20 protein-coding genes are annotated in these 19,245 nt (G+C 41.8%); 7 read left to right on the top strand and 13 right to left on the bottom strand.

The genetic code is table 11. From position 1 onward, the window contains the following. The first annotated feature begins 466 nt into the window (after positions 1-466). The 3 genes from IMZ31_RS22860 (at position 467) to IMZ31_RS22850 (ending at position 2,974) form a co-directional block, all read left to right on the top strand. On the top strand, positions 467-1,171 hold the full coding sequence (locus IMZ31_RS22860; protein WP_207530756.1) for an ATP-grasp domain-containing protein: 705 nt from the start codon (positions 467-469) through the stop codon (positions 1,169-1,171). A gap of 64 nt (positions 1,172-1,235) precedes the next feature. Then, positions 1,236-1,427, top strand: coding sequence for a hypothetical protein (locus IMZ31_RS22855; RefSeq protein ID WP_207530755.1), 192 nt, complete (start codon positions 1,236-1,238; stop codon positions 1,425-1,427). A gap of 80 nt (positions 1,428-1,507) precedes the next feature. Further along, complete coding sequence (locus IMZ31_RS22850; RefSeq protein WP_207530754.1) at positions 1,508-2,974, top strand: methyl-accepting chemotaxis protein; 1,467 nt, start codon at positions 1,508-1,510, stop codon at positions 2,972-2,974. Positions 2,975-3,028: 54 nt separating this feature from the next. On the opposite strand, the gene IMZ31_RS22845 is transcribed toward IMZ31_RS22850, so the two are convergent. After that, the gene (locus IMZ31_RS22845; protein ID WP_207530753.1) at positions 3,029-3,367 is read right to left on the bottom strand and encodes a hypothetical protein; all 339 of its coding nucleotides are present in this window, start codon (positions 3,365-3,367) and stop codon (positions 3,029-3,031) included. Positions 3,368-3,653: 286 nt separating this feature from the next. After that, the gene (locus IMZ31_RS22840; RefSeq protein ID WP_207530752.1) at positions 3,654-4,124 is read right to left on the bottom strand and encodes a macro domain-containing protein; all 471 of its coding nucleotides are present in this window, start codon (positions 4,122-4,124) and stop codon (positions 3,654-3,656) included. Positions 4,125-4,261: 137 nt separating this feature from the next. On the opposite strand from IMZ31_RS22840, the gene IMZ31_RS22835 reads away from it, so the two are divergent. Continuing rightward, complete coding sequence (locus IMZ31_RS22835) at positions 4,262-4,762, top strand: hypothetical protein (protein WP_207530751.1); 501 nt, start codon at positions 4,262-4,264, stop codon at positions 4,760-4,762. 88 nt (positions 4,763-4,850) lie between these two features. Here the strand turns inward: IMZ31_RS22835 and IMZ31_RS22830 are convergent, their stop codons facing one another. Continuing rightward, positions 4,851-6,233, bottom strand: a complete 1,383-nt coding sequence (locus tag IMZ31_RS22830; RefSeq protein ID WP_207530750.1) for an HD domain-containing protein — start codon at positions 6,231-6,233, stop codon at positions 4,851-4,853. Positions 6,234-6,528: 295 nt separating this feature from the next. Here IMZ31_RS22830 and IMZ31_RS22825 point away from each other — a divergent pair, with 295 nt between their 5' ends. Next, positions 6,529-6,792, top strand: coding sequence for a hypothetical protein (locus IMZ31_RS22825; RefSeq protein WP_207530749.1), 264 nt, complete (start codon positions 6,529-6,531; stop codon positions 6,790-6,792). On the opposite strand, the gene IMZ31_RS22820 is transcribed toward IMZ31_RS22825, so the two are convergent. From IMZ31_RS22820 to IMZ31_RS22810, 3 genes are all read right to left on the bottom strand, one after another. Further along, the gene (locus tag IMZ31_RS22820; RefSeq protein WP_207530748.1) at positions 6,768-6,965 is read right to left on the bottom strand and encodes a hypothetical protein; all 198 of its coding nucleotides are present in this window, start codon (positions 6,963-6,965) and stop codon (positions 6,768-6,770) included. The two genes, IMZ31_RS22825 and IMZ31_RS22820, sit on opposite strands and share 25 nt — an antisense overlap. A gap of 178 nt (positions 6,966-7,143) precedes the next feature. After that, complete coding sequence (locus tag IMZ31_RS22815) at positions 7,144-8,130, bottom strand: DHHA1 domain-containing protein (protein WP_207530747.1); 987 nt, start codon at positions 8,128-8,130, stop codon at positions 7,144-7,146. A 78-nt stretch (positions 8,131-8,208) separates the two neighbouring features. Continuing rightward, a complete protein-coding gene (locus IMZ31_RS22810) occupies positions 8,209-9,180 on the bottom strand; it encodes a DNA methyltransferase (RefSeq protein WP_242705737.1) in 972 nt (323 codons plus the stop codon). 107 nt (positions 9,181-9,287) lie between these two features. Between IMZ31_RS22810 and IMZ31_RS22805 the strand changes: the two genes are divergently transcribed. After that, positions 9,288-9,455, top strand: a complete 168-nt coding sequence (locus IMZ31_RS22805) for a hypothetical protein (protein ID WP_207530746.1) — start codon at positions 9,288-9,290, stop codon at positions 9,453-9,455. Positions 9,456-9,512: 57 nt separating this feature from the next. Here IMZ31_RS22805 and IMZ31_RS22800 read toward each other — a convergent pair whose 3' ends face one another. The 7 genes from IMZ31_RS22800 to IMZ31_RS22770 all read right to left on the bottom strand — a co-directional run bounded on the left by IMZ31_RS22800 (position 9,513) and on the right by IMZ31_RS22770 (position 17,195). Beyond that, a complete protein-coding gene (locus IMZ31_RS22800; protein ID WP_207530745.1) occupies positions 9,513-10,550 on the bottom strand; it encodes a hypothetical protein in 1,038 nt (345 codons plus the stop codon). 39 nt (positions 10,551-10,589) lie between these two features. Continuing rightward, entirely contained in the window at positions 10,590-11,054 is a 465-nt protein-coding gene (locus IMZ31_RS22795; RefSeq protein WP_207530744.1) for an NUDIX hydrolase, read from the bottom strand. An 84-nt stretch (positions 11,055-11,138) separates the two neighbouring features. Continuing rightward, the gene (locus IMZ31_RS22790; RefSeq protein WP_207530743.1) at positions 11,139-13,796 is read right to left on the bottom strand and encodes a COG1361 family protein; all 2,658 of its coding nucleotides are present in this window, start codon (positions 13,794-13,796) and stop codon (positions 11,139-11,141) included. Then, a complete protein-coding gene (locus IMZ31_RS22785; protein WP_207530742.1) occupies positions 13,793-14,482 on the bottom strand; it encodes a hypothetical protein in 690 nt (229 codons plus the stop codon). Before IMZ31_RS22785 ends, IMZ31_RS22790 begins: the two co-directional genes overlap by 4 nt. A 116-nt stretch (positions 14,483-14,598) precedes the next feature. After that, positions 14,599-16,137, bottom strand: a complete 1,539-nt coding sequence (locus tag IMZ31_RS22780) for an Ig-like domain-containing protein (RefSeq protein WP_207530741.1) — start codon at positions 16,135-16,137, stop codon at positions 14,599-14,601. 23 nt (positions 16,138-16,160) lie between these two features. After that, entirely contained in the window at positions 16,161-16,502 is a 342-nt protein-coding gene (locus IMZ31_RS22775; protein ID WP_207530740.1) for a helix-turn-helix domain-containing protein, read from the bottom strand. 345 nt (positions 16,503-16,847) lie between these two features. Continuing rightward, positions 16,848-17,195, bottom strand: coding sequence for a fluoride efflux transporter FluC (locus IMZ31_RS22770; protein ID WP_242705764.1), 348 nt, complete (start codon positions 17,193-17,195; stop codon positions 16,848-16,850). Between the two features lie 99 nt (positions 17,196-17,294). Between IMZ31_RS22770 and IMZ31_RS22765 the strand changes: the two genes are divergently transcribed. Continuing rightward, positions 17,295-18,995 (top strand): hypothetical protein, encoded by a 1,701-nt coding sequence (locus tag IMZ31_RS22765; RefSeq protein WP_207530738.1) that lies wholly within the window; start codon positions 17,295-17,297, stop codon positions 18,993-18,995. The last annotated feature ends 250 nt before the right edge of the window (positions 18,996-19,245 follow it).

Genomic DNA, 19,245 nt, shown 5'->3' with positions numbered 1-19,245 from the left:
TTTTAAGTGAATTTTCATCGTGTTCCCCATTTTCTTGTGAAACTCACAAAAAACGCCCTCAATCCCTTATGTAACAAGGGTTTGGGGCTTGTCAGACGAACTTCTGATAATATCCATTATCGGAAATTATACCCCGAACTTCTGACCACCCTTTTATTCACCTGCTATGTGTTGTTTTTTGGCGCCTATTCCTTCCTGCCCTTCTCCTTCTAGGAATCTTTTTTATTCTTTATAGCCCGTTTTCTTTTCGTTTTTATTTACTCCCAATCCTATGCAAGATTGATAGTTCGTGTTTTTTGAGTAAAACAAGCACTCGCATTCTCGTTTTTATCACGTTTTTTCTCCCTCTCGCGGCCAATGGGTCGTTTTACATAAGAAAACAAAGAAAACAGGCCTTTCCGTTGTTTTTCTGAAACCTAGCTTCTTGCACCTGATCTTGTATAATTCATTTAAAGGAGGATTTATCATGACCAAGACGTTTTATATCCAAACGGCAAACGAGCAACCCATTCATGATTTCACATTTCATTTACTTGAAGCCATTCGCTTCCACGCCTGGTTGAACACTGACCCTGACCACCCTTCTTATACGTTCAGAAAAAGCGATACATCCGCCTTCCAAAAAGGGATGATTCCCGTAGGAAGTCTTGAATTTGTTGAAGAACACTGGGGCGCCCCGCTTATCCCTGATTTCATCCCGCACCCTCTCCGTCACAACAAATTTCTTAAACGCCGCATCCGCTTCTTGTCCAGTGGGGATCTGACGGAAGAAGTGCTCCCTGCCTTCGTTAAAAGAAACGATATGTTCAAATCATCCCCCATGATCCTTTCTTCTCTCACCCCTTTAGAAGAAGGAGAATACTTGATTTCTGAAGTGGTCACTATTCAATCAGAGTGGCGCGCTTTTGTTTTTCACAACAGACTTGTGGGGCTTCACCCTTACAGTGGTGATCCCACTGTTTTTCCTGACGCTCCGCTTATCCATAGAATGATAGAGGACTATGATCACTCCCCGCTGTGTTATACGCTCGACGTTGGGGTGAATGATGATGGCACCTTCCTGATTGAATCTCATCCTTTTATCAGCTGCGGGTTATATGGCTTTCAAAATTACAAGATATTGCCCCAGATGTTTGTGGCAGGGTATCTTGGCGGGACCAAAAAAACTTAATTGTTTCCCCTCTATTCTTTTGTTGCTGATACAATTCCCGAAACCAAAAGACAGGAGCGATGTTATGAAAACAAGAGATCGAGTTATCATAAAAATGAATCGGGATGAAACGGTGACACAATTAATGCTTCGGGTTTTACCATTCGTTACAGATGAAGAACTCCCTCAATTTTTAAACGCATACAAAAAGGCCCATAAACCCATGCAAAAAATAGGGATTATGGAACAATACGTTCGCTTCGAATTATGGGATTAGACTTCTTTTTCAGGAAGTCTTTTTTTATGAAAAGAGTTAGGGGATAGTGGTCGAATAGCTATAAGAAAGGAGGTGGAACGGTGGACGTAATATCAAGACGAAATCGCGTCATGTTCTACATTTTATTGTTTTTCGTAATCGCTGTTGTGACGATCAACGTCGTCGAACAAGAACCGTTGCTCAATATCAGCATTGTCGCAGGGCTCGGTTCAGCCTCGTTGCTGTTTGTTTATATCGCCGTATTCATCCGAAAAACCTTAAATGTTTTAGTCATGTATTTTATGGTGATTAATTCATTTCTGATTTTGAACCTTCTGCTTTTTATGACTCCTCGATTCGATACCCTTCTCTTCGTTTATCTGGTTGCCGTCATATGTATCATCTACCAACGAAAAGACCTTATTATTTTGGCCACTGTCATGGCCAACGCTACCGTCCTTTGGTTTTACATGGTTAATCGACATACCATCTTCGTGAATGAACTTGACCTTCCGATCGTCTACTTCTTCTTTACCTTACTTATGATGGGAGCTTTCATGTATTTCCAATCAGCCATATCGGAGCAACTGCGAACGAACGCCGAACGAAATGAACAACTATCGAATGACAAAAACAGGGAGTTAACTCAGGTTATTAGCCAAATCAAGAGAAGCACAGAAGCCTTTGAAGACTTCAGCGCAAAATTAAATCACATTATCGTCTCAACCAAAAATTCATCTGACTCCATCACAAATGACTACCAGGACGTTTCAGAAAACATATCGAGACAAAACGAAGCCTTGGATGAAATCTCTCAAAACACCCACCAAATTCATACGAGCGTCGAATATGTCTCTCAATCAGCTGAAATACTAAAACATCATTCTCAATCCACAACAAACGTCACCGCTGAAGGAACCACAAACATCGACACGCTTATATCAAGCACTTCTAAAGTTGTTGATTCCGTTAACCGTTCGTTTGATGTGATGAAAGGGCTGGAAGCAAAAACAAATGATATTATGGGGTTTTTAAATTCCATCAACGACGTTTCAAACCAAACAAACCTCCTTGCGTTAAATGCGAACATCGAAGCGGCTCGGGCAGGAGAGAACGGAAAAGGATTTATGGTGGTGGCGGACGAGGTGAAGAAATTATCCGTTCATACAAACTCCCTCACCAACGAGATTCAATCCATTGTCGAAAGCTTCAAAGAACAAATGGATGCCGTTATGATTCATTCTCAAAACAGCATGGATGAAATGAAAGCGAATGAACGATTCCTGAATGAAGTAAAGGAGCTGTTCGACCGCATCAAAATCCAAACGAATGATGTGCTGGATCAATCCGAAATCATCGAAAGCATGATTCAAAAAGTCACGGAATCCATAAGCGTCGTGAACGGAGAAATCCAAAATTTAAGCGCTCTTTCAGAGAACACATCCGAAAAATCCCAATCCACATTAGACGAAATCCGCATGCAGACCAAATCAATCGAACAAATCCTCAATCATCTCACTCAATTACAGGAACAAACCCACAAGTTGAAATCGTTTATCCACGATTAAAGAAATAACAAAAACCTGCTCGTAAGCAGGTTTTTGTTATTCAATATATTCCCTCTATTTTTTCCGCATGATATATAAGAATACAGGAAACGGGATGACAATCCAGCCGAGACTTTTGATGAAGTTGGATAATGCCCGCTCTTTCATATTTTTCTTCTCACTATCTATCATTTCGGTGTACTGTTTTTTCATCAAATCATCCTCTAAAGCGCACGTCACACTCTTGTCCGTGCATTCATATTGCATCTGCATCTCTTTATAGGATTCATACGTCTGGATATAAGGTGTAGGATACACATAATCCGAAAGAGCCGAAAACGCTGCCACACTGCCTCCTATTGTCATCATAAGGGTGGCAAACAAAACAAGGTATACATAAATCGTTTTAACCATTCCATCTCCTCCTCGCTTCTTGATTCTCTCCTACACCTTTTCTCCCATTCTTTGCACATCCCTTGCTCCCCTTGCATATAATAGATGTAAAAAGAACACCAGAAACGGGTCCATTAAAAAAACGATAACGGGGGATGAACATATGCTAAAGAAGTATAAAAAGGTATTTCATAAGAATAAAAAAGTATTTTTAGCGCTGTTGGCCTTAGATTTACTCGTGTCCCTTCTGTCTCTCTTGTTTTTAGGAAGCCTGATGTAACAAAAAAAAGACACCTCTAGGGGTGTCTTACTTATTAAAATCCTCTTCTTTTAATGAATAAACGATAAACCGCTCATCTAACCCCTTTAAGACTCTCTTCACATCAGACCAGCAGAGTTCTCCGTTGCTGCACCCTGGTATCGGTATATACACTCGTTTCAGATGGAACTTATCAGCCATCTCCACTAATTGCTCGGCACTTTTTTCGATCAAGTGTATATCACTCTTATCTCGCCAGTGATGTTTGGTCGGAAAGGAAACAAGTGTAATGGTTTTTCCTTTATAAGGGTAGTTGCCAAGTATAAAGGCGCGATTACCATATTGTTTCAAGTATTCTGCCAGTATCCCGTCCGCTCCGAACGTGTCTCTTGCAAATTTAGCACTCCCCCTCCCCATAACAGCCTTCCCGTCTTTGCGTATCTGGCCGTTTGTGGTTACACATATCGTATCCCCGTCTCTGCACGTCTCGTAAGGATTTCCAACATATAGATTATACATCCTATCACTTCCTTATCTTTAGTATTATAGCAAAGCAGCCTACTTCTGTTAGAATTCAACCCGATTATTATCGATGAAAATGAAGGGATTCCGTTCAAAAAAATCAAATCACTCAATAGAACTTAGGAGGTGATGGGATGAAAAAATGGTTACTGGTCATATTAGCTCTGTTGTGCGTGTCGGTTGCGGGGTGCAGTGAAGCGAAAGAAGAGTTCGTTGACGCGTTCAACCAAAAAAGCGAACTCGGTCCTTTTATGGTCAATCACGATGAGGTCATGGAGGTATTCAATACCTCGATTGATGATTACAACCTTCTAATGGAACAAGAGGATTTGAGTGTGATCGTTGCAGGAATTGAGGACGAGTTGATTCCTGTGACAGATGAGGCAGTGTCGTTAAGCAAAAAAATACCTTTCGATTCTGAATCATTTTCAGACCTCCAATCAAAGCGCACCGAAGCCATAGAAAAACACCGTGAATCTTTCGTTTTATTGGCTGATGCTTATTCGAATGAAGACTGGGATAAAGAAGAAGAGGCGTACGGGCTGATGGATGAGGCGTATGAGATGTTTCAACTCTTTGAAGCGGAATTGATCCGAGCAGGAGAAGAGATGAACGAAGAAATTGTCCTTGAATAAAAGACTCCCTTAAAGGGAGTCTTTTTAACTGTAAGTTGTGAAATACACAAAATGCTTTTCTTCGTTCATCTGTATTTCCAATATGATTTTATCGAATCCCTCGGTACAGCTGCAAGGCAAAGGACGGGCGCTCTACCGCCTCTTTTGTTCGCAACTGAGCTACATCTAAATCACCCAAACGAACCCGATCTAACCCGTCAGCATCCTTAAATATATGAAGAAGTTCCTTCGTCTTATCTTGCCATTCTTCCTCAACCTCGTTTTGGATAAGCTGATCCGTTTCTTCATCAGAATAAGCATGATAGGTGATGATATGAGCCATAATTTGCTCTGACTCTATCGGCAGACCAGGCGTGATGCCTAGCTCTTTCATTTTTTCCACACTTTTTCGGCCGTGTTCAGAGTCAACGCCATCATGCGTGCGACCGATATCATGATAAAGTGCCGCTTCACACAAGATGCTTTGGTCATCCTCAGACAACTGAAGGGCTTCAGAAAGCGAAAGCACGTGAAGAAGAACCCGCTTTGTATGCAACACGCCGTGAGTTCCGTAAGGATCTTTAAACCATTCCTCCTCTAATTCACTACCATAGTCATGATAAACATCCACAAGTCCCATCTCTTCCAAGTGAGGAATCTCTTCGCTGGCTTTCAACAGAGGCATGGTCATTCGATTGCAAACAGAATCAGGATGAACTAAGACCTCTTCTTCCCCTCCCTCGTCCTTTACATAATCAAGAACATGTTGTTTTTTCACCACACCCTTTAAAACGTCTCCTTCTTCTTCGAAACGATTGGAGAAGAATAAGGCTGTATGGAGGGATGTGGTCCATGAATAGGCTTTTTCGGGCGAGGTCGAACGGCTGGTATGCCCTCTGTACACGGTAATCTCATTTCCACTCGAGAGAGCGTCCAGCTTTTCCTTGATCTGTTCTTTGTATCGTTCTGTCTGATCGTCCCAAACATGCTCCAAAATATCAGGGCGAAAATGGCCGAATCCGTATTCCCCTGATTGATATACCTCTAAAAACAAGTCATACCTTTGATCCGCAGGAATCTGATCAAACAAGCAGTTATAAAGATGTATACGAATGCGGTTGTCCGCATGCATAAATAAACGTTTGTAATCCCCTTCCAGCACACTCTCGTTAGCGGCGCGGAGAGCCTGGTGAATCCGTTCTGAGGTATCAAGCAGGTCGAGTTCTCTCTCTCCTGCACCGAACATTTCAACGAGTACGGCTGGTGCGTCGTAATAATAATATGAGCTGACCCCTTTTGTTGAAAAATAAACCTTCTCGCTGGATAAGTCCATATGTTTCATGAGGTCACATATTTCATCAAAAGGAATAAGAGTTTTTCCGATTAACCCACCATAATAGTCAGCTTCTTCTTTTGTCTGAATCGAAGAAGCGGGGATGAGGTCTTTCGGAACAATGATATCGTTCACTAGCCTAAACAAGGAACTCGTCATCTTCATTCCCCTTTCTGTTGTATCGTATAGTGACGGGGCACCTCACTCATTGTAGCACACAACCCCTTGTCACGATCACACAAAACTTTTGACTCACCATGGATAACTTCAAAGGGAGAGCGGGGATAATAACACAAACGAAAGGAGAATCGATATGTCCCTGTGCGATAAAAAAAACTGCAACATCTCCCTCAGCAATACCCTGGTAACCTTAGATAATGGTTCCAAACGCTTCTCACTTTGCCCCAACCATCTTTTAGTGTGGTCATTGGATCCAGAGGATGGGCATCCTGAATTGGAGATCACAAAACACCCTTCCCGCCAGCGTCCAAACACTTGTCTCGTCTGCCATCAGAAGACCCTCAATTGGCTTATTGAGGACACCGACACCTCTCTATCTCTCTGCGATAAACATACGAACGATTTCATAAAGCGCCAGTTAGACCCTCAGGCGTATTTTACCCTTCGGGCTGAAACGGGGGTTATTTATCTAATCCATGAGGACTTTTACGACCCTTATACTGGCGTTGCTCTTCAACCTGTTGACCGTCGTTCATAAATGCGTCTGATCACATTTTCTTCTGTCTCGTTTAAACTCTCCCATTCATAACGATGGGACCGAAACAAGACCCGAACATATCGTTTAAAAGAGGGGTCGCGTTGGCTTTTCAACACGCCGTACCATTCATGATCTACCTTAAAAATTTCATCCACATTTAAATCAAACACCATAGTATCGCCTCCCACCTCTTTTATTAAGAAGCAATGAGGCTGAACCTTTTTCATGAAGCGGATGAAACGTCCCCGAGTAACCAAGACGAAGTAACATAAAGTAATGTAATGTACTGTAACGAAAAGAAAAAACACGTAGCGGCCTACGTGTTTTTTTGGACTCATAGTCTGGTCTTTTTTAAAATAGATGCTCACCCATAACAAAATCTTTAAACGCAGACATCGTAATTGAAGCCCCCGCTGCTTTCGGGTGCCCTCCGCCGCCATAGGTGCCAGCAACCTCATTCAAATTAACAAGCTCTTTTTCCGTTCGAAAACTTAGTTTCTTCTCTCCCATGTTAATAAGGACGACAAAATGAAGGTCCTTGTTTTCTTTCGCAATGGCGTGCCCTATTTCTGATATATACTGCTCGGCAAACAAAATTCCCACCCGATACACAGTTCCCCCGATCAGCATCTCCTGTTTCACCAGCTGCTTTCGTTTTTCATCCGTATAGGCCGCAATCCGTTTCTTTTCAGACTCTAACAATAAGCTCTCCTCTTTTGTGAAAAACATATGTTCATCTGCTCCATAACGGAGTTTATGTTCGATGGATTGAACAAATTCCTTCTGCCCTTGAAGGTAGTACAGATCGTTTAAATCTTTTGCCATCCACCCGTATTGCTCATCTCTTGCCCAACTCCACGTGTCATACTCCCGAACCGCAAAAGCAAAGTCATGGAGTCGATCGTCAATGATATCTTCTGCTAATATCCCATTCCCTCCGTTTTCTTTTGTGAGTTCCTGGTAAAACAAGTAGGTAGCAGACTCTTGCTTTCCTCCTTCGTTTTCCGTCACAACAGAAGCCCACGGATACCGATTCATCCATAGGTTTTTCTCGTGATGATCAAGGAAGCGGACGTTCACACCTTCATGATACAAGTAGTCAAGAAGATCAGCGGTTTCGTGATTTACGGACACATCACAGATATACAACCTGGCATTCTTGAATCCTTCCACTGACACTCTTTCAATTAAACTTTTGATCTCTTTATCTACTTTCTTCAACGGTAGACACGTATAGTGAAATGGAACATCCTTTAAAGCAAAATGAATTCCCCCGACAATAGGCGAACCGATTCCATCAAAATCATCATGACTCACCATATACACACGTTCTTCCATTATCATCATCCTTTTCTATAAGATTTGGTTTCCTTTATTGTATCACCGTTGAATCACTCTCAATAAAAAAGACTTCCGTTAGGAAGTCATCACGTAAGGTTCACGTTCAATCCCGCAAAAGGACGTCAACCTGTCTTTTATCCCCTCTACGCTTTCTTTTAACAACTCATAGAGGATTCCGAATCGTTTCTTCGTGATCGCAGCAATCCCCATATTCCCACTACCTGCAAACTGATCGAGCACAATTTCACCTGGTTCTGTGATCAGCTCTATAATTTCCTCGTAGAGTTCGATTGGTTTTTCAGCCTGATGCACCCGCTCTTTCCGTGAAGGAGGCTGTACATCAAACATGGTCGGAAGCATCCCTTTTGCTCCGCTCATCGTATGATGAAAACCTGTCGCTTTAATCTTTTTCTGATCAGGCCGTAGATTCCTGGCTTTCCCTTTTGTGAAAAAGAGCACTTCTTCTGTATTCTTGCTCTTTCGGCCTGTATTGGAGACAAATGTCCCCTTTTTCCATGCTACTTTTGAGTAGTAGCGGAACCCTGCTTTCTCAGCCATCCGCTTCATTTCATATAAATACTGGTAATTGTTTTCATTCTCAGCAGGAATAAACTCCACAAGGAAAGACCCTTCACGAAGAACCCTCGCTTTTTCATCGAAATCTTCCTGCGTATACCGAAACGCCGTGTCCTCATAAGACGATACAAATTTTCTGGACCCGCCAGTATTCGACTTTTTATCTTCCCACGGATGATCCGTCACGATCGCATCAACTGACTCATCCTCGAGATTCGAAAGATCACGTCCATTTCCTTCCACAACCAGGCACGAAGAGGTTATGCCCTCCCCGACAATCCAATAAACCCCTCTAGCTACGCGTACGAAGCGGTCCTTCAGATGTCGATACAAGCGCCCTCTGATCGTCGTTTCAGGCTTGTCATCAATTTCACTGGCGATTTCTTTTATCTTCATCGGTTTCCCGTGATTCTTAATCGTGGTATAAATGCGTTCGGCTAATGTCGTGTTCATCACAATCATCCTCTCCATATATTCCCTCTCATTATACAAACTTTTACAGAAATGGTTATGTATTTTTCCGTTTTTTCGCAGGCGTTGTATACTGGAGGTATATCAAAAAAAAGCGAGGGATCATAATGAGCATAGATTTTCACCAAACAGGATACGGACGAACGTTTTTTGAACACCAATTACCCACTTTAATGGACAACACAAACCGAATCGCCGAGGAATTGAAGCGGGCGAACGATTTAAAGGAGCGGGAATTGAAACTGAAAGAAATGGAGCTTGGTTTAGAAACATAAAGACTGATCGCAGAGACTCCAAAAAAAGCACTCAAATTTAAATTTGAGTGCTTTTTCTTATACTAGCTTCGTTTCCCCGATCCAGTCACTGTATCCTTGTCCTTCTGCAAGGAATTTATAATAGCACTCATGTCGATACCGCACATCCCCCTTACCCAGGGTTCGGTCTGCGACTAGGCCCCATTTTGTTTTTTCGCCAACTTGATATTGGAACCGACTGTTCCATCTTTCTCCTCTGTACCCTTCATCCAGCTGCCTCATATGAGGGCTCCAAAACAGCAGTTCTTCCGTATTCTCCTGAGCCACTTTCTCGATCAGAGAAAAGCAGAATGCGTCATGCTTGTTTCGATCCACAATCGTCTGTGATCCTCTTTTCTTTTTGAACCGTTCATCATACATCTTCTTTGGGCGCTTCGTTACTTTTAAGGCCTCTTTCCAAGGAGAAACTTTTTCGCGGGGCTTTTGAGTCTCTTTATTATAACGTTCAAAATCAAACTCTAGCAGCCCTGTCTTTCTTGGAAGCTCTTCTTTTGAAATCAAACCCTTAGGCACCAAAACATAACTATATTCTGGGAGGGTCGAAAATCCCTTTTTAAAATCTTCACGGCTCACCTTAACCTCTATTCCGCGCATTTCGTAGTCCATGAAATAAATCCACTTCATTTGTTCATAAAACCGTTCAGGATACCCGAGCTCTTCACAACCTCGCTGAAAACACCACAATTTCTTAACTTCAAGTTCTTCTTTTTCTTCCTTGTTTAATCCAAACCCCTGAATGAAACGCATTTCTCCCATCTTCCATTTGTCAGGCTCCACAATACTTAGTTGCTCTCCATACAAAAGGGCACGCCCCTCTATCTTCTTCATGACCCTGATGGATACCTCGCTTCTTTTTTCTTTACGAAGGACACCCACGACATCAATGATTTCTTTTGTCTTTCCAGAAATCATTGGTTCATGCGACATCATTCCATTCACTTCAAGTCCGATATAACGCATACCCTGTTGAAACAAAAACGCTCTTCCAACCTGCTTCAGGAAAAAATGCTCCCAGGACTCGTTTTGTGGCATAAAATCGTTCAAATTAATGATCATAACAATCCCCCTCCTGAACAAAAAGCAGGTCCCCCTGCTTTAGCTGGCTTCATAATTCACGATGGTATCCCCGCGGTAATAGAACGCATGCGATAAAGGGAAACAATCCAATACAAAGGGGAGAAAGTACGGTATATTTTCGACTACACCTTGGTTTTGGAACTCCATGATCCAATCAATACCTTTCCAATCAAGGATCCCCTCCTCCGTTTCTCGAATCGTTTGAAGATGTTTGGGTTTCGAATCCATTTCCACCAGATACACATGCATTCCCTCTTCCCCGTCCTCGCCGATCCAACGGACGGTTCCCGCGTCGATAAGGTCATTCTCCTGAACAGTAATACCCGTTTCTTCTATTAATTCACGCTGAGCCGAGCGGACGGGCGTTTCTCCTTGTTCAATCTTACCTCCCACCCCATTCCACAGCCCCATATTAGGAGCTTTATTTCGATTCACCAGTAATACCTCATCCCCGCAACGAACGAATATGATTGTATATTTCAATGGACTCACCTCGTTTTCTTTTCATTATAAAAGAAATATCGAGATAAGAATGAACAAAAACGAAAAAGATGCCGAAGCACCTTTTTAGTTTTCGATAAACCCATAATTAATAGGGTCTGACCATTTGTACGTCCAATAATGCCAGTCCTGATCATGACGGTGCACACAATAGTTGTCAGGTGCATCCTTTTCATCGAAAGTTGTCCCTTTCCACTCACCCGTCTGACCGAACGCATCTTCTTCACTTCCGCAATAGTTTAAGAAGTCATCCTGTATAATCCATTCATTCGATCCGCCAGGACCCGTTCCGTATGTCACTTGGTGCGTAGATACAGGGCCTTCTCCTATTTCCGTCATGGTTCCTTTTTGGCCTTGGGTTTCGTGTCCCTCATCAAACTGGTAATAGTAGACTTGTTCTTCCGATACCTTCAATTGGAATGTGTGTATTCCAGGGTTTAAGAACTGGAAACGATCTTCTTCATCAGGCACCTTCCATGCCTTATGAAGTTGTTCTGGCACTTTCACAGGTTTTGCAGAAGAAGATTTAACCGTTTTTGGTATGTATAGCATGATATTGCGGCACTTTTCTTCTACTTCAATCATGTCTTCTCGGTAACATTTATCTGGATCCACTTCAAAAACCACTGTCCCGATCCCTTTTGCTGCTTTATTTTTGTCTTCAACAATCTGACCGTTTGGATCTGTAATCGTAAAATCAAATGTTATGGTCTTTGGCATCATCCGACCTCTGTACATATAATGAAAATCATCGTGAGGTCCAGCCGTGTACGGCCCTTTCAAACCAGATACGTTACTATGGTCTTTCGGATAATAAAGGAACGAATCGATTTCTCGGCACTCGGTATCAGCTGTTCCAGGTTCGCATGCCCCTAACTTGTCCGTCGGTTCCTTGAAGCTGAGTTGCTGTCGGAAGCCTTTATCATCCAGGTTTGTAATCTCGTAAGCTGGAAACGGCATAGGGAACAGCTTATAGTCGATGAAGAAGTAGGACCCCTGTCCGCGTTCAACAATGGTACTCGGATATTTCGGCACCGTACCTAAACATAATTTCGTCAATCCGATATTAGGACCACCTACCACTTTCGTGTAATCCACCCCCAGATCTTTACATTCCAGATTATCAGGTGTGAATGGAAGATAACTAATATTATGCGTATCCCGATTATCAGAAGAGTCAATCGGAACCCCGTAGTCTGTTTCCCCTGGATAGCGGTCTATCGTAGCTCTGATAACGTAATTGGTGTTCGTGCCCAGAACAATGTTATCATCTGCTATATTATACGAGCTTGTTTTACCTGGTCCGATTGCCGTATATGAGCGATTGATGGTCTGAACAATTGTGTTGGTTTCATCCAGGAATACGATTTCCAGGTTCCCGTTTATCGGATTCAGCATATTATTTGTAACAGAAACGACAGCGTCCACTTCTTCTCCATCCTGGAATATATCTCCCCCTGTCACTTCTACTTTCGCATTTTCAACTGCATCCACAGTGATGGTAAACGTCTTCCTGTTGTTCGAATAATCCACTTCATCCTTATATTCTGGGGCCTGAACGGTAACTGTCCAATTTCCTTTTTCAGGAAGAACGACTTTATCTTTTGTCACAGAACGTGTTGCGGTTTGTCCTGGTTTTAAATTTGAGAAGGAATACAACTTCTCGATCACCGTTCCGCCCTCTGACACGAACTTATAACTAAACACTTCTTTATCAGAAGAAATACCGCTTCGGCATTCGGCGTTTCCTGGGTGTTTCCCACATCTTGAATCCACCTTTATCCCCTTATAATCGGAAGTCATAGAAATTTGCATCGTGATTTCTTCATTTGGCTTATACGTTTTTTTATCGATTTGGTAATCTACGGATACATCTTTGTCTTGTTGCTCAACTGGCTTTTTAAGAGGCGGGATGAAAAACGTTTTGTAACACATTTTCCCTATACACGGCCATGTATTTACGTATACATCGAAGACTCCAGGTGTATAATCTTTTGGGCGGGTATAGTTAGAGATAAAATGCTCAAGCACGTTAGGTTCTGTCACGTCCGCTGGTTCATAATTACTCCAGCACGGAATGTCGTCCTTTCTATTATCATCCTCATTGTACTGAACGTAAATGTGATTGGCTCCAGGATCCGTGACACCTGTTCTTTTACAGATATATTTGGATTTTTTCCCTTTCCCCCCTGCTACCACATTGCGCAAATACCCCAAATCTTTTGACGTAAGGTTAGGAGCTTTTGGCTCAGGGAAAGAAGGACTCCATTTCCCTTTGTTTACAATCGCGCTATTTTTCCAAGGCTCCAAAAACACAGGATTGTTATTCAAATAATCGCTACGCCCTGTGTAGTCGTCTGGGAAAAACGGATCTTGGAATTCACGATTATCATAAGTATACCCGAGAATACGATGTGTTCTGAATGTAAGATGTTTTAATTCAGGCTGATGACATCGCAATGTGTAGCTCGGCCCGCTACGCGGAGTTCCGTAGACCACTAACCCGCGCTCCGCTAACAAATCTCGGTCCAAAAGCTTTCCTGCTTTATTCTTTTCTTTAATATTGTAGTAGCTTATGATTCCCTGCACGTCGATCGTTGAAGTCGTATTCCCCGTACACATCCCCGCCGTCGCATCCGTGTCGTTCCCAAAATCGTAAGCGGCATGAATCACACCAGGCGCTAACACCAACAGGCTAATCAAGAAAAACATCAGCTTTTTCATCGTATCCCACCTCCTTTTCCGAAAGCCAGAACAGCACTAAATAAAATTCCAGCTACGAGCAAAACCGACAAAAGAATGGTCCAAAGATCGGAATCCTGGTTTTCCTCTTCACGATCCGCTGATTCATCCCCTTCTGACACGTCCCACTCTGCGAATGATTCCCCTCGTTCTTGTTCGTATTGCTTTGCCATATATTGTTCTGCTTCTTTAAAGTTCATCAGATAAGGATCAGGTAAACTGTATCGTTCTTTTTTTGCGTCATCCGATAGCGCCTCCCACTCGTTGGCCTTTTCAGCGGCAAAAGCCTCTGCCTGCTCTTTTTGTTCCAGGAACGTACGCTTGTAATCAAAACCTACCTCAATTTGATCCGTCCCCATATAAAGGTAAGAAAGATACAGTTCCTCCAATCGTTCTTCCGCATCAAGCAATATGTAAGCAGCTGTTAATTCGTTTTTGACATCTTGCAAGGAGGGCTGATCCCCTAACTTGTTTACGATTTGCTCCGATACCATTATACGGTGCTTGTATTCGGAATCATCATTCAGGTGATCGATAAATGTCCGTTCAATCTCCCCACCTTCATACACCTCACCAACAAGCGTTAAAACAGGGCCCTCCCCGTTTGCCCGCACCAAAGAAGGTGCCATCAACATGGTAGCCAATAAAACCATCATCACTTTCTTCATAAACTCCCTCCTTTGCCATCCTTCGGGTTATACCAAAAAAACCAAAAAATACAAACAGAATCGCCCCTTTTTACAAAAAAACAACCCCTGACTATAAAAGCCAGAGATTGTTTTTATTATTGAACAGTTAAAAAAGAGAAACGAACTTCATCTTTTAATGGAACGCCTTGTTCACTCGTTACCGTGGTCGGAATAAGGATGGTGTATGTTTGGCCTCGTTCATACTTCTCAACTGGAGTGATGATGGCTTTTTCTCCTTCCCCTTTCACCATAATGTCTACTGAGTTCCCATCATTGTCTACAATATTGATATTTTTCAAGGATTTTAAATCCATTGCTGTATTAAACGTAACCGTCCATATTTTGTCTGTGGAATACCTTTTTACCACTTTCTTTTCAGGAAGATCGATTTTGTACATCACGAGCTCATCCCCGTCACTGGAATTCCAATTATGACCGAACAACAGACCCGATTCCTCCTCAAATACGCTGTCATCAATAGGGGCAGGGAGAGGCATTTTCTTATGAACATGACCGTTATGATTAAGGATTATGATTTCCTTTTCCCCTAACACCAAGACTCCTTGTTTGCTTTCTAAAAAATCAATAATTCTTTGGTTTGTTTTATGCTGCCATAACACTTCTCCCTTGTAGGATGTCAGAGTCAGAACTGCGTTGTAGCGCGTAATATAATCATCCCCCCTGATAGGGAAGTTTGTCGCTTCAAGAACATTCTCGTTCTTCATCTTGATCACTTTCACAGGTTGTTGATCATCCTTTTGGAAGGTCTTTTGATCGTAAGACACATCATTTGCCTCGCCCGTTTCAGGGTTAAAGGACACGTAGCCACCCTTATCACCATCTAGTGCAGGCATAAACACTTGGTCGGGAGTATTAATTAAGAATTCGTATTTCATGTCCAACTCACTTGTGGTTCGGTTGAGAATAGAGCCGTTGTTCAGATCAATCGTCAGAATCTGTTTATCGTAAGTGGCCGCCAACACTTGCTCCCCGCTTATTGCAAAGAATTCCACATCTTCTTTAAGTGTCCACATCCGTTCTCCTGTTGACGAAAAAGCTTCTATTTGTTTTTGGTAGGATCCTGAACGATCAATGGTTTGGAAAACAGTTATCCCACTAGAGCTGACTTCGTAATCACTCACATCATACTCTGTGTTCAAAACTACTTCTTTTCCCGTGAGTAAATTCACAACATGGAGCTCGCCATCTTCTCCATATCCATCTGCATACAAAAAGTCCCCTGCAATCCTGTTGAATCCGCTATCCGTTATAATCTGGCCTTTTAACTGGTGCTCTTTTTGGATGTTCATGGTATCCATATCATAAACCGACATCACCTTTGAATTGGCATTCAACAAAACCATAACACCAGTATCAGTATTAAAAAACGGGTCCTCCGCTGTAAGACTCAACTTATCAATATACTTCCCGCTTTTCGTATACGTGTACAATCGGTAACTTTGCCCAGAATAGTTTCGGGTAACCACAAAAATTTTATCATTATACGGAACTACTTCCGCTACCCTTCCTTCCAAACCTTGTTTAAACCAAACTTTTTCCACGCCTTCAGCCGCAGCAACATGACCTACTCCAAAGAAAAACACTATCATTAATGCAAACATAACCTTTTTCATTCTACATATCTCCTTTTTCGTCGTTATTTTTTAATAGCCTGTAACACGTTGTTTATAATAGTGATCACTCTTCTGGCTTGATCTGGATCCTCCTCTATTAATTCTTGTATTACTATATATTGTTCATCCAAATACGACGCAAGCGTTTCGTGATTATCTTTTTCCTGCATTTCTGCCGCTACTAATCCGCCCAAACAAGCATTCAATTTCACTAAGACGTCCATATCAATAGTTTTAGTTTTCAATGTTTCAAAATTTGCCAAATACCCGCGCGACACACCCACTTTAGAAGCTAATTCTTCAATAGTATATCCCCGTTCTTTCCGTTTCTCACGTATTACAGGGCCTACCTTAGCGTAATTCACAACCCTCCTCCTCTCCACTGTTATATGCTTTATAGTTTCATTATATCCACTGCGATGGAATTTTAGACCACTTTTTACCACTTGAGTAAACAATTGCATCGCATAGTTTTCAACCTACAAAAAAACCACAAGGAAAAGGTTCCTTGTGGTTTTTGCAGTCCTTTATATCGGCACTGTTGTTCTATGTATACCTGAATGATGATGTAATCCTTCTATATAAATAAAGAAGCTGCCAATGGAGGGCAGCTTCTTACGACGGGGAAGAGACCGAAAAACAAAACACCTATTTAAGGAGAACAAAACGCCCGTCTATGAATCTCATAATACCACAACAAATTTCCATATTCAAGAAACCGTTTTCTTTCCCGCCAATCCGCATATCAGGACACCCATTAAGGTGGCCACAACATATTGCAGGGCAACCGTGACGTTGCCGTTTTGCAACAATACAAACGTCTCATAGGAAAAGGGAGCTAATACCGCAAACGAACTTACCACCCCCATCATTGCGTACAAAAACAAAGAACGTCGTCTTTGATCCAGATGATAGCTGTATAAAACCCCAAGCAAAACACCGCCAGCAAGATTCATCATCAATAACGGAAACGGAAACCCCCAGTCTGCATAAACCCAATACCCTACCCAAAACCTCAAAACAACGCCTATAACTGCCCCAACTGTGTATGTACCCATTCTCAAAGTTCTCTCCCCCTCTTATGTTTCATGCGTTCTCTTGTCTACATTTAAGGGTTTTTCTTATTGTGGTCGAAGAAGATACAAGAGGTGATGCATGTGAGTTTCAAACTGGAAATGGCGCTTTACCACATTAAAAGCAAAAGCCCCAAAAAAAGGCTGAAAGGATATCAAATCCTTGAAAAATACAAGGAGGATACCGTTGATTCCCATGACCTGATCCGTTTTTTGAAAGAAGCAAAGACCATCAAAGTTGAAAACCCTTACGATACATGGGATGACCCTAGTTATCATTTGACCAACTTCGTATCAAAATACCATTCACAGGAGCTATATGAAGAGGCCGTACAAAACTTTTCTTCATATTCGGTCATGGCCAAGGGAATTGTCCTTGATTTGCTCCTTATGATCGACACGGATGAATCCATTCAAAAATATGTAGATTTTTCCTGCTCCTATATGAATGATATCCCATATCTCCGATTTGAAACCTTTCATAAAACTGCTCGATACAGTTCCATACTATTTCCATCTCTTTTCAAACTTCTCGAACACCAAAATTTCAGGTACGGAATCCTTCAGCTTTTCTTTATTCATGTCCTTGAAGGATGGACAGATCGGTCGCTTATCAGAGACCACAAAGAGAGTGTTATGGATGAATTTGAATACCTTCATACCAGCCTTCTTCCTTATCAAGAATCATTTGAAGATAAAGCCTTATATGTAACATATAAAGATGACTATATGGATCACCGTTACCCTTTCAATTTAATTCTCCATATGCTAAGCTACATCAACGATAAAGAAACAAACAGAAAATTAAAGCAAGTTTGTTTAACTTTTAAAGATAAACTCATCCTAGCTGTTGCTTGTTGCGGCCTCTTAGAAAACAACCAAAAAATCGGGAAAAAATTGCAAAACTGCATTGCACGAAATGATGAATCGAGAAACTATTTCTATGAACAATTGAGAAGACTGGATCGTTTGAATTTGTTCCCAGAAGAGTTCAAAACACAAGAACACCTTGCCAAAAGTCAATTGATCACCTGGTTAACTCAACCCGATAACCTTGGTCATTTCCCCAGCGATACAAAGCTAATTGACGTTTATACCGAAACATTAAACGGAGAAGATTATGAATTTTATCTTTTCAAATTCCGTTCTACCGTATATGAATGGAAAGAAAAAGGGTGGATGATCGCTGTATCGGGCGGTTATAAGAAGTCCGAGAAACCAACGGTGGAATCAACAGGCAATACGTATAGCCAGTTCGCAACCTACCAAAAAGATCAGGTGGACGAGCATTTCCTTGCTTTGTTGGACACTGTTGAAAAAGCTAATCGCGATTATAATGAAGAGGTTGTATACGAATTCAAAAGCCCTTACTCATTCCGATTAGCTTTTATCGGGTTGGCTTGGTTTAATTCATTTTGGATTTTCCCTTCCCTGTTCAGTGAACAAAGAGCTCTTATGGTTCCTGTGACCCTTGGCATTGTTGGCCTTTATGCCCTCCATGCCCGTAAAATTAACCGTACCCGAGTTCGCATAACGAGGAGCAGCATCGTATTTATTTCATCAAAAAAAGAAGAAATTATCCCCCTCACTAGAGTCCAAAGTTTCAAGAAAGAAAAACGTAATGTTAAAGGAAGCAAACGACTCGACCTGTTAAAACCAAAGGAAATTGGATTTGTATTATTGGATGAAGAAAAAAATGAAATTGGTTTTATACCTGAGCGGTTATTAAGTGAAGAGATCTTGCATCAGACTACCCGCCACAACATCCCGATGAAACAAGAATAAGAACCGCTTCGTTTTACGATTAAGAGTTACATAAATTTATAGAACAGGAGGGATGCCTTATGATGTTCTGGTGTGTCTCAGCTGTCTGTATGTCTATATCCACCGTATTGATAATAGCTTCTGAGTTAACGAACGAAGAGCAGGCGGATTAACCATCGTAGTATGGTGTTCGTTTCCTCATTCGCAGAAGCACTTCTATAATCCTCGAAAGAGGATTAAAAAAGAAGGTTTGACCCATTCTCCATCTTAT

This window comes from Pontibacillus sp. ALD_SL1 (genome assembly GCF_017355605.1).
This window is presented reverse-complemented; position numbering and strand designations above follow the sequence as displayed.

Bases quoted from the DNA above. Each gene is read 5' to 3' on its own strand.
- IMZ31_RS22815 (WP_207530747.1), bottom strand. From the start codon at position 8,130: ATGGAAGAACGTGTGTATATGGTGAGTCATGATGATTTTGATGGAATC.
- IMZ31_RS22810 (WP_242705737.1), bottom strand. From the start codon at position 9,180: ATGGAGAGGATGATTGTGATGAACACGACATTAGCCGAACGCATTTAT.
- IMZ31_RS22785 (WP_207530742.1), bottom strand. From the start codon at position 14,482: ATGAAGAAAGTGATGATGGTTTTATTGGCTACCATGTTGATGGCACCT.
- IMZ31_RS22800 (WP_207530745.1), bottom strand. From the start codon at position 10,550: ATGATCATTAATTTGAACGATTTTATGCCACAAAACGAGTCCTGGGAG.
- IMZ31_RS22790 (WP_207530743.1), bottom strand. From the start codon at position 13,796: ATGAAAAAGCTGATGTTTTTCTTGATTAGCCTGTTGGTGTTAGCGCCT.
- IMZ31_RS22845 (WP_207530753.1), bottom strand. From the start codon at position 3,367: ATGGTTAAAACGATTTATGTATACCTTGTTTTGTTTGCCACCCTTATG.
- IMZ31_RS22770 (WP_242705764.1), bottom strand. From the start codon at position 17,195: ATGGGTACATACACAGTTGGGGCAGTTATAGGCGTTGTTTTGAGGTTT.
- IMZ31_RS22780 (WP_207530741.1), bottom strand. From the start codon at position 16,137: ATGAAAAAGGTTATGTTTGCATTAATGATAGTGTTTTTCTTTGGAGTA.
- IMZ31_RS22820 (WP_207530748.1), bottom strand. From the start codon at position 6,965: ATGGTGTTTGATTTAAATGTGGATGAAATTTTTAAGGTAGATCATGAA.
- IMZ31_RS22835 (WP_207530751.1), top strand. From the start codon at position 4,262: ATGAAAAAATGGTTACTGGTCATATTAGCTCTGTTGTGCGTGTCGGTT.
- IMZ31_RS22855 (WP_207530755.1), top strand. From the start codon at position 1,236: ATGAAAACAAGAGATCGAGTTATCATAAAAATGAATCGGGATGAAACG.
- IMZ31_RS22860 (WP_207530756.1), top strand. From the start codon at position 467: ATGACCAAGACGTTTTATATCCAAACGGCAAACGAGCAACCCATTCAT.
- IMZ31_RS22805 (WP_207530746.1), top strand. From the start codon at position 9,288: ATGAGCATAGATTTTCACCAAACAGGATACGGACGAACGTTTTTTGAA.
- IMZ31_RS22840 (WP_207530752.1), bottom strand. From the start codon at position 4,124: ATGTATAATCTATATGTTGGAAATCCTTACGAGACGTGCAGAGACGGG.
- IMZ31_RS22830 (WP_207530750.1), bottom strand. From the start codon at position 6,233: ATGACGAGTTCCTTGTTTAGGCTAGTGAACGATATCATTGTTCCGAAA.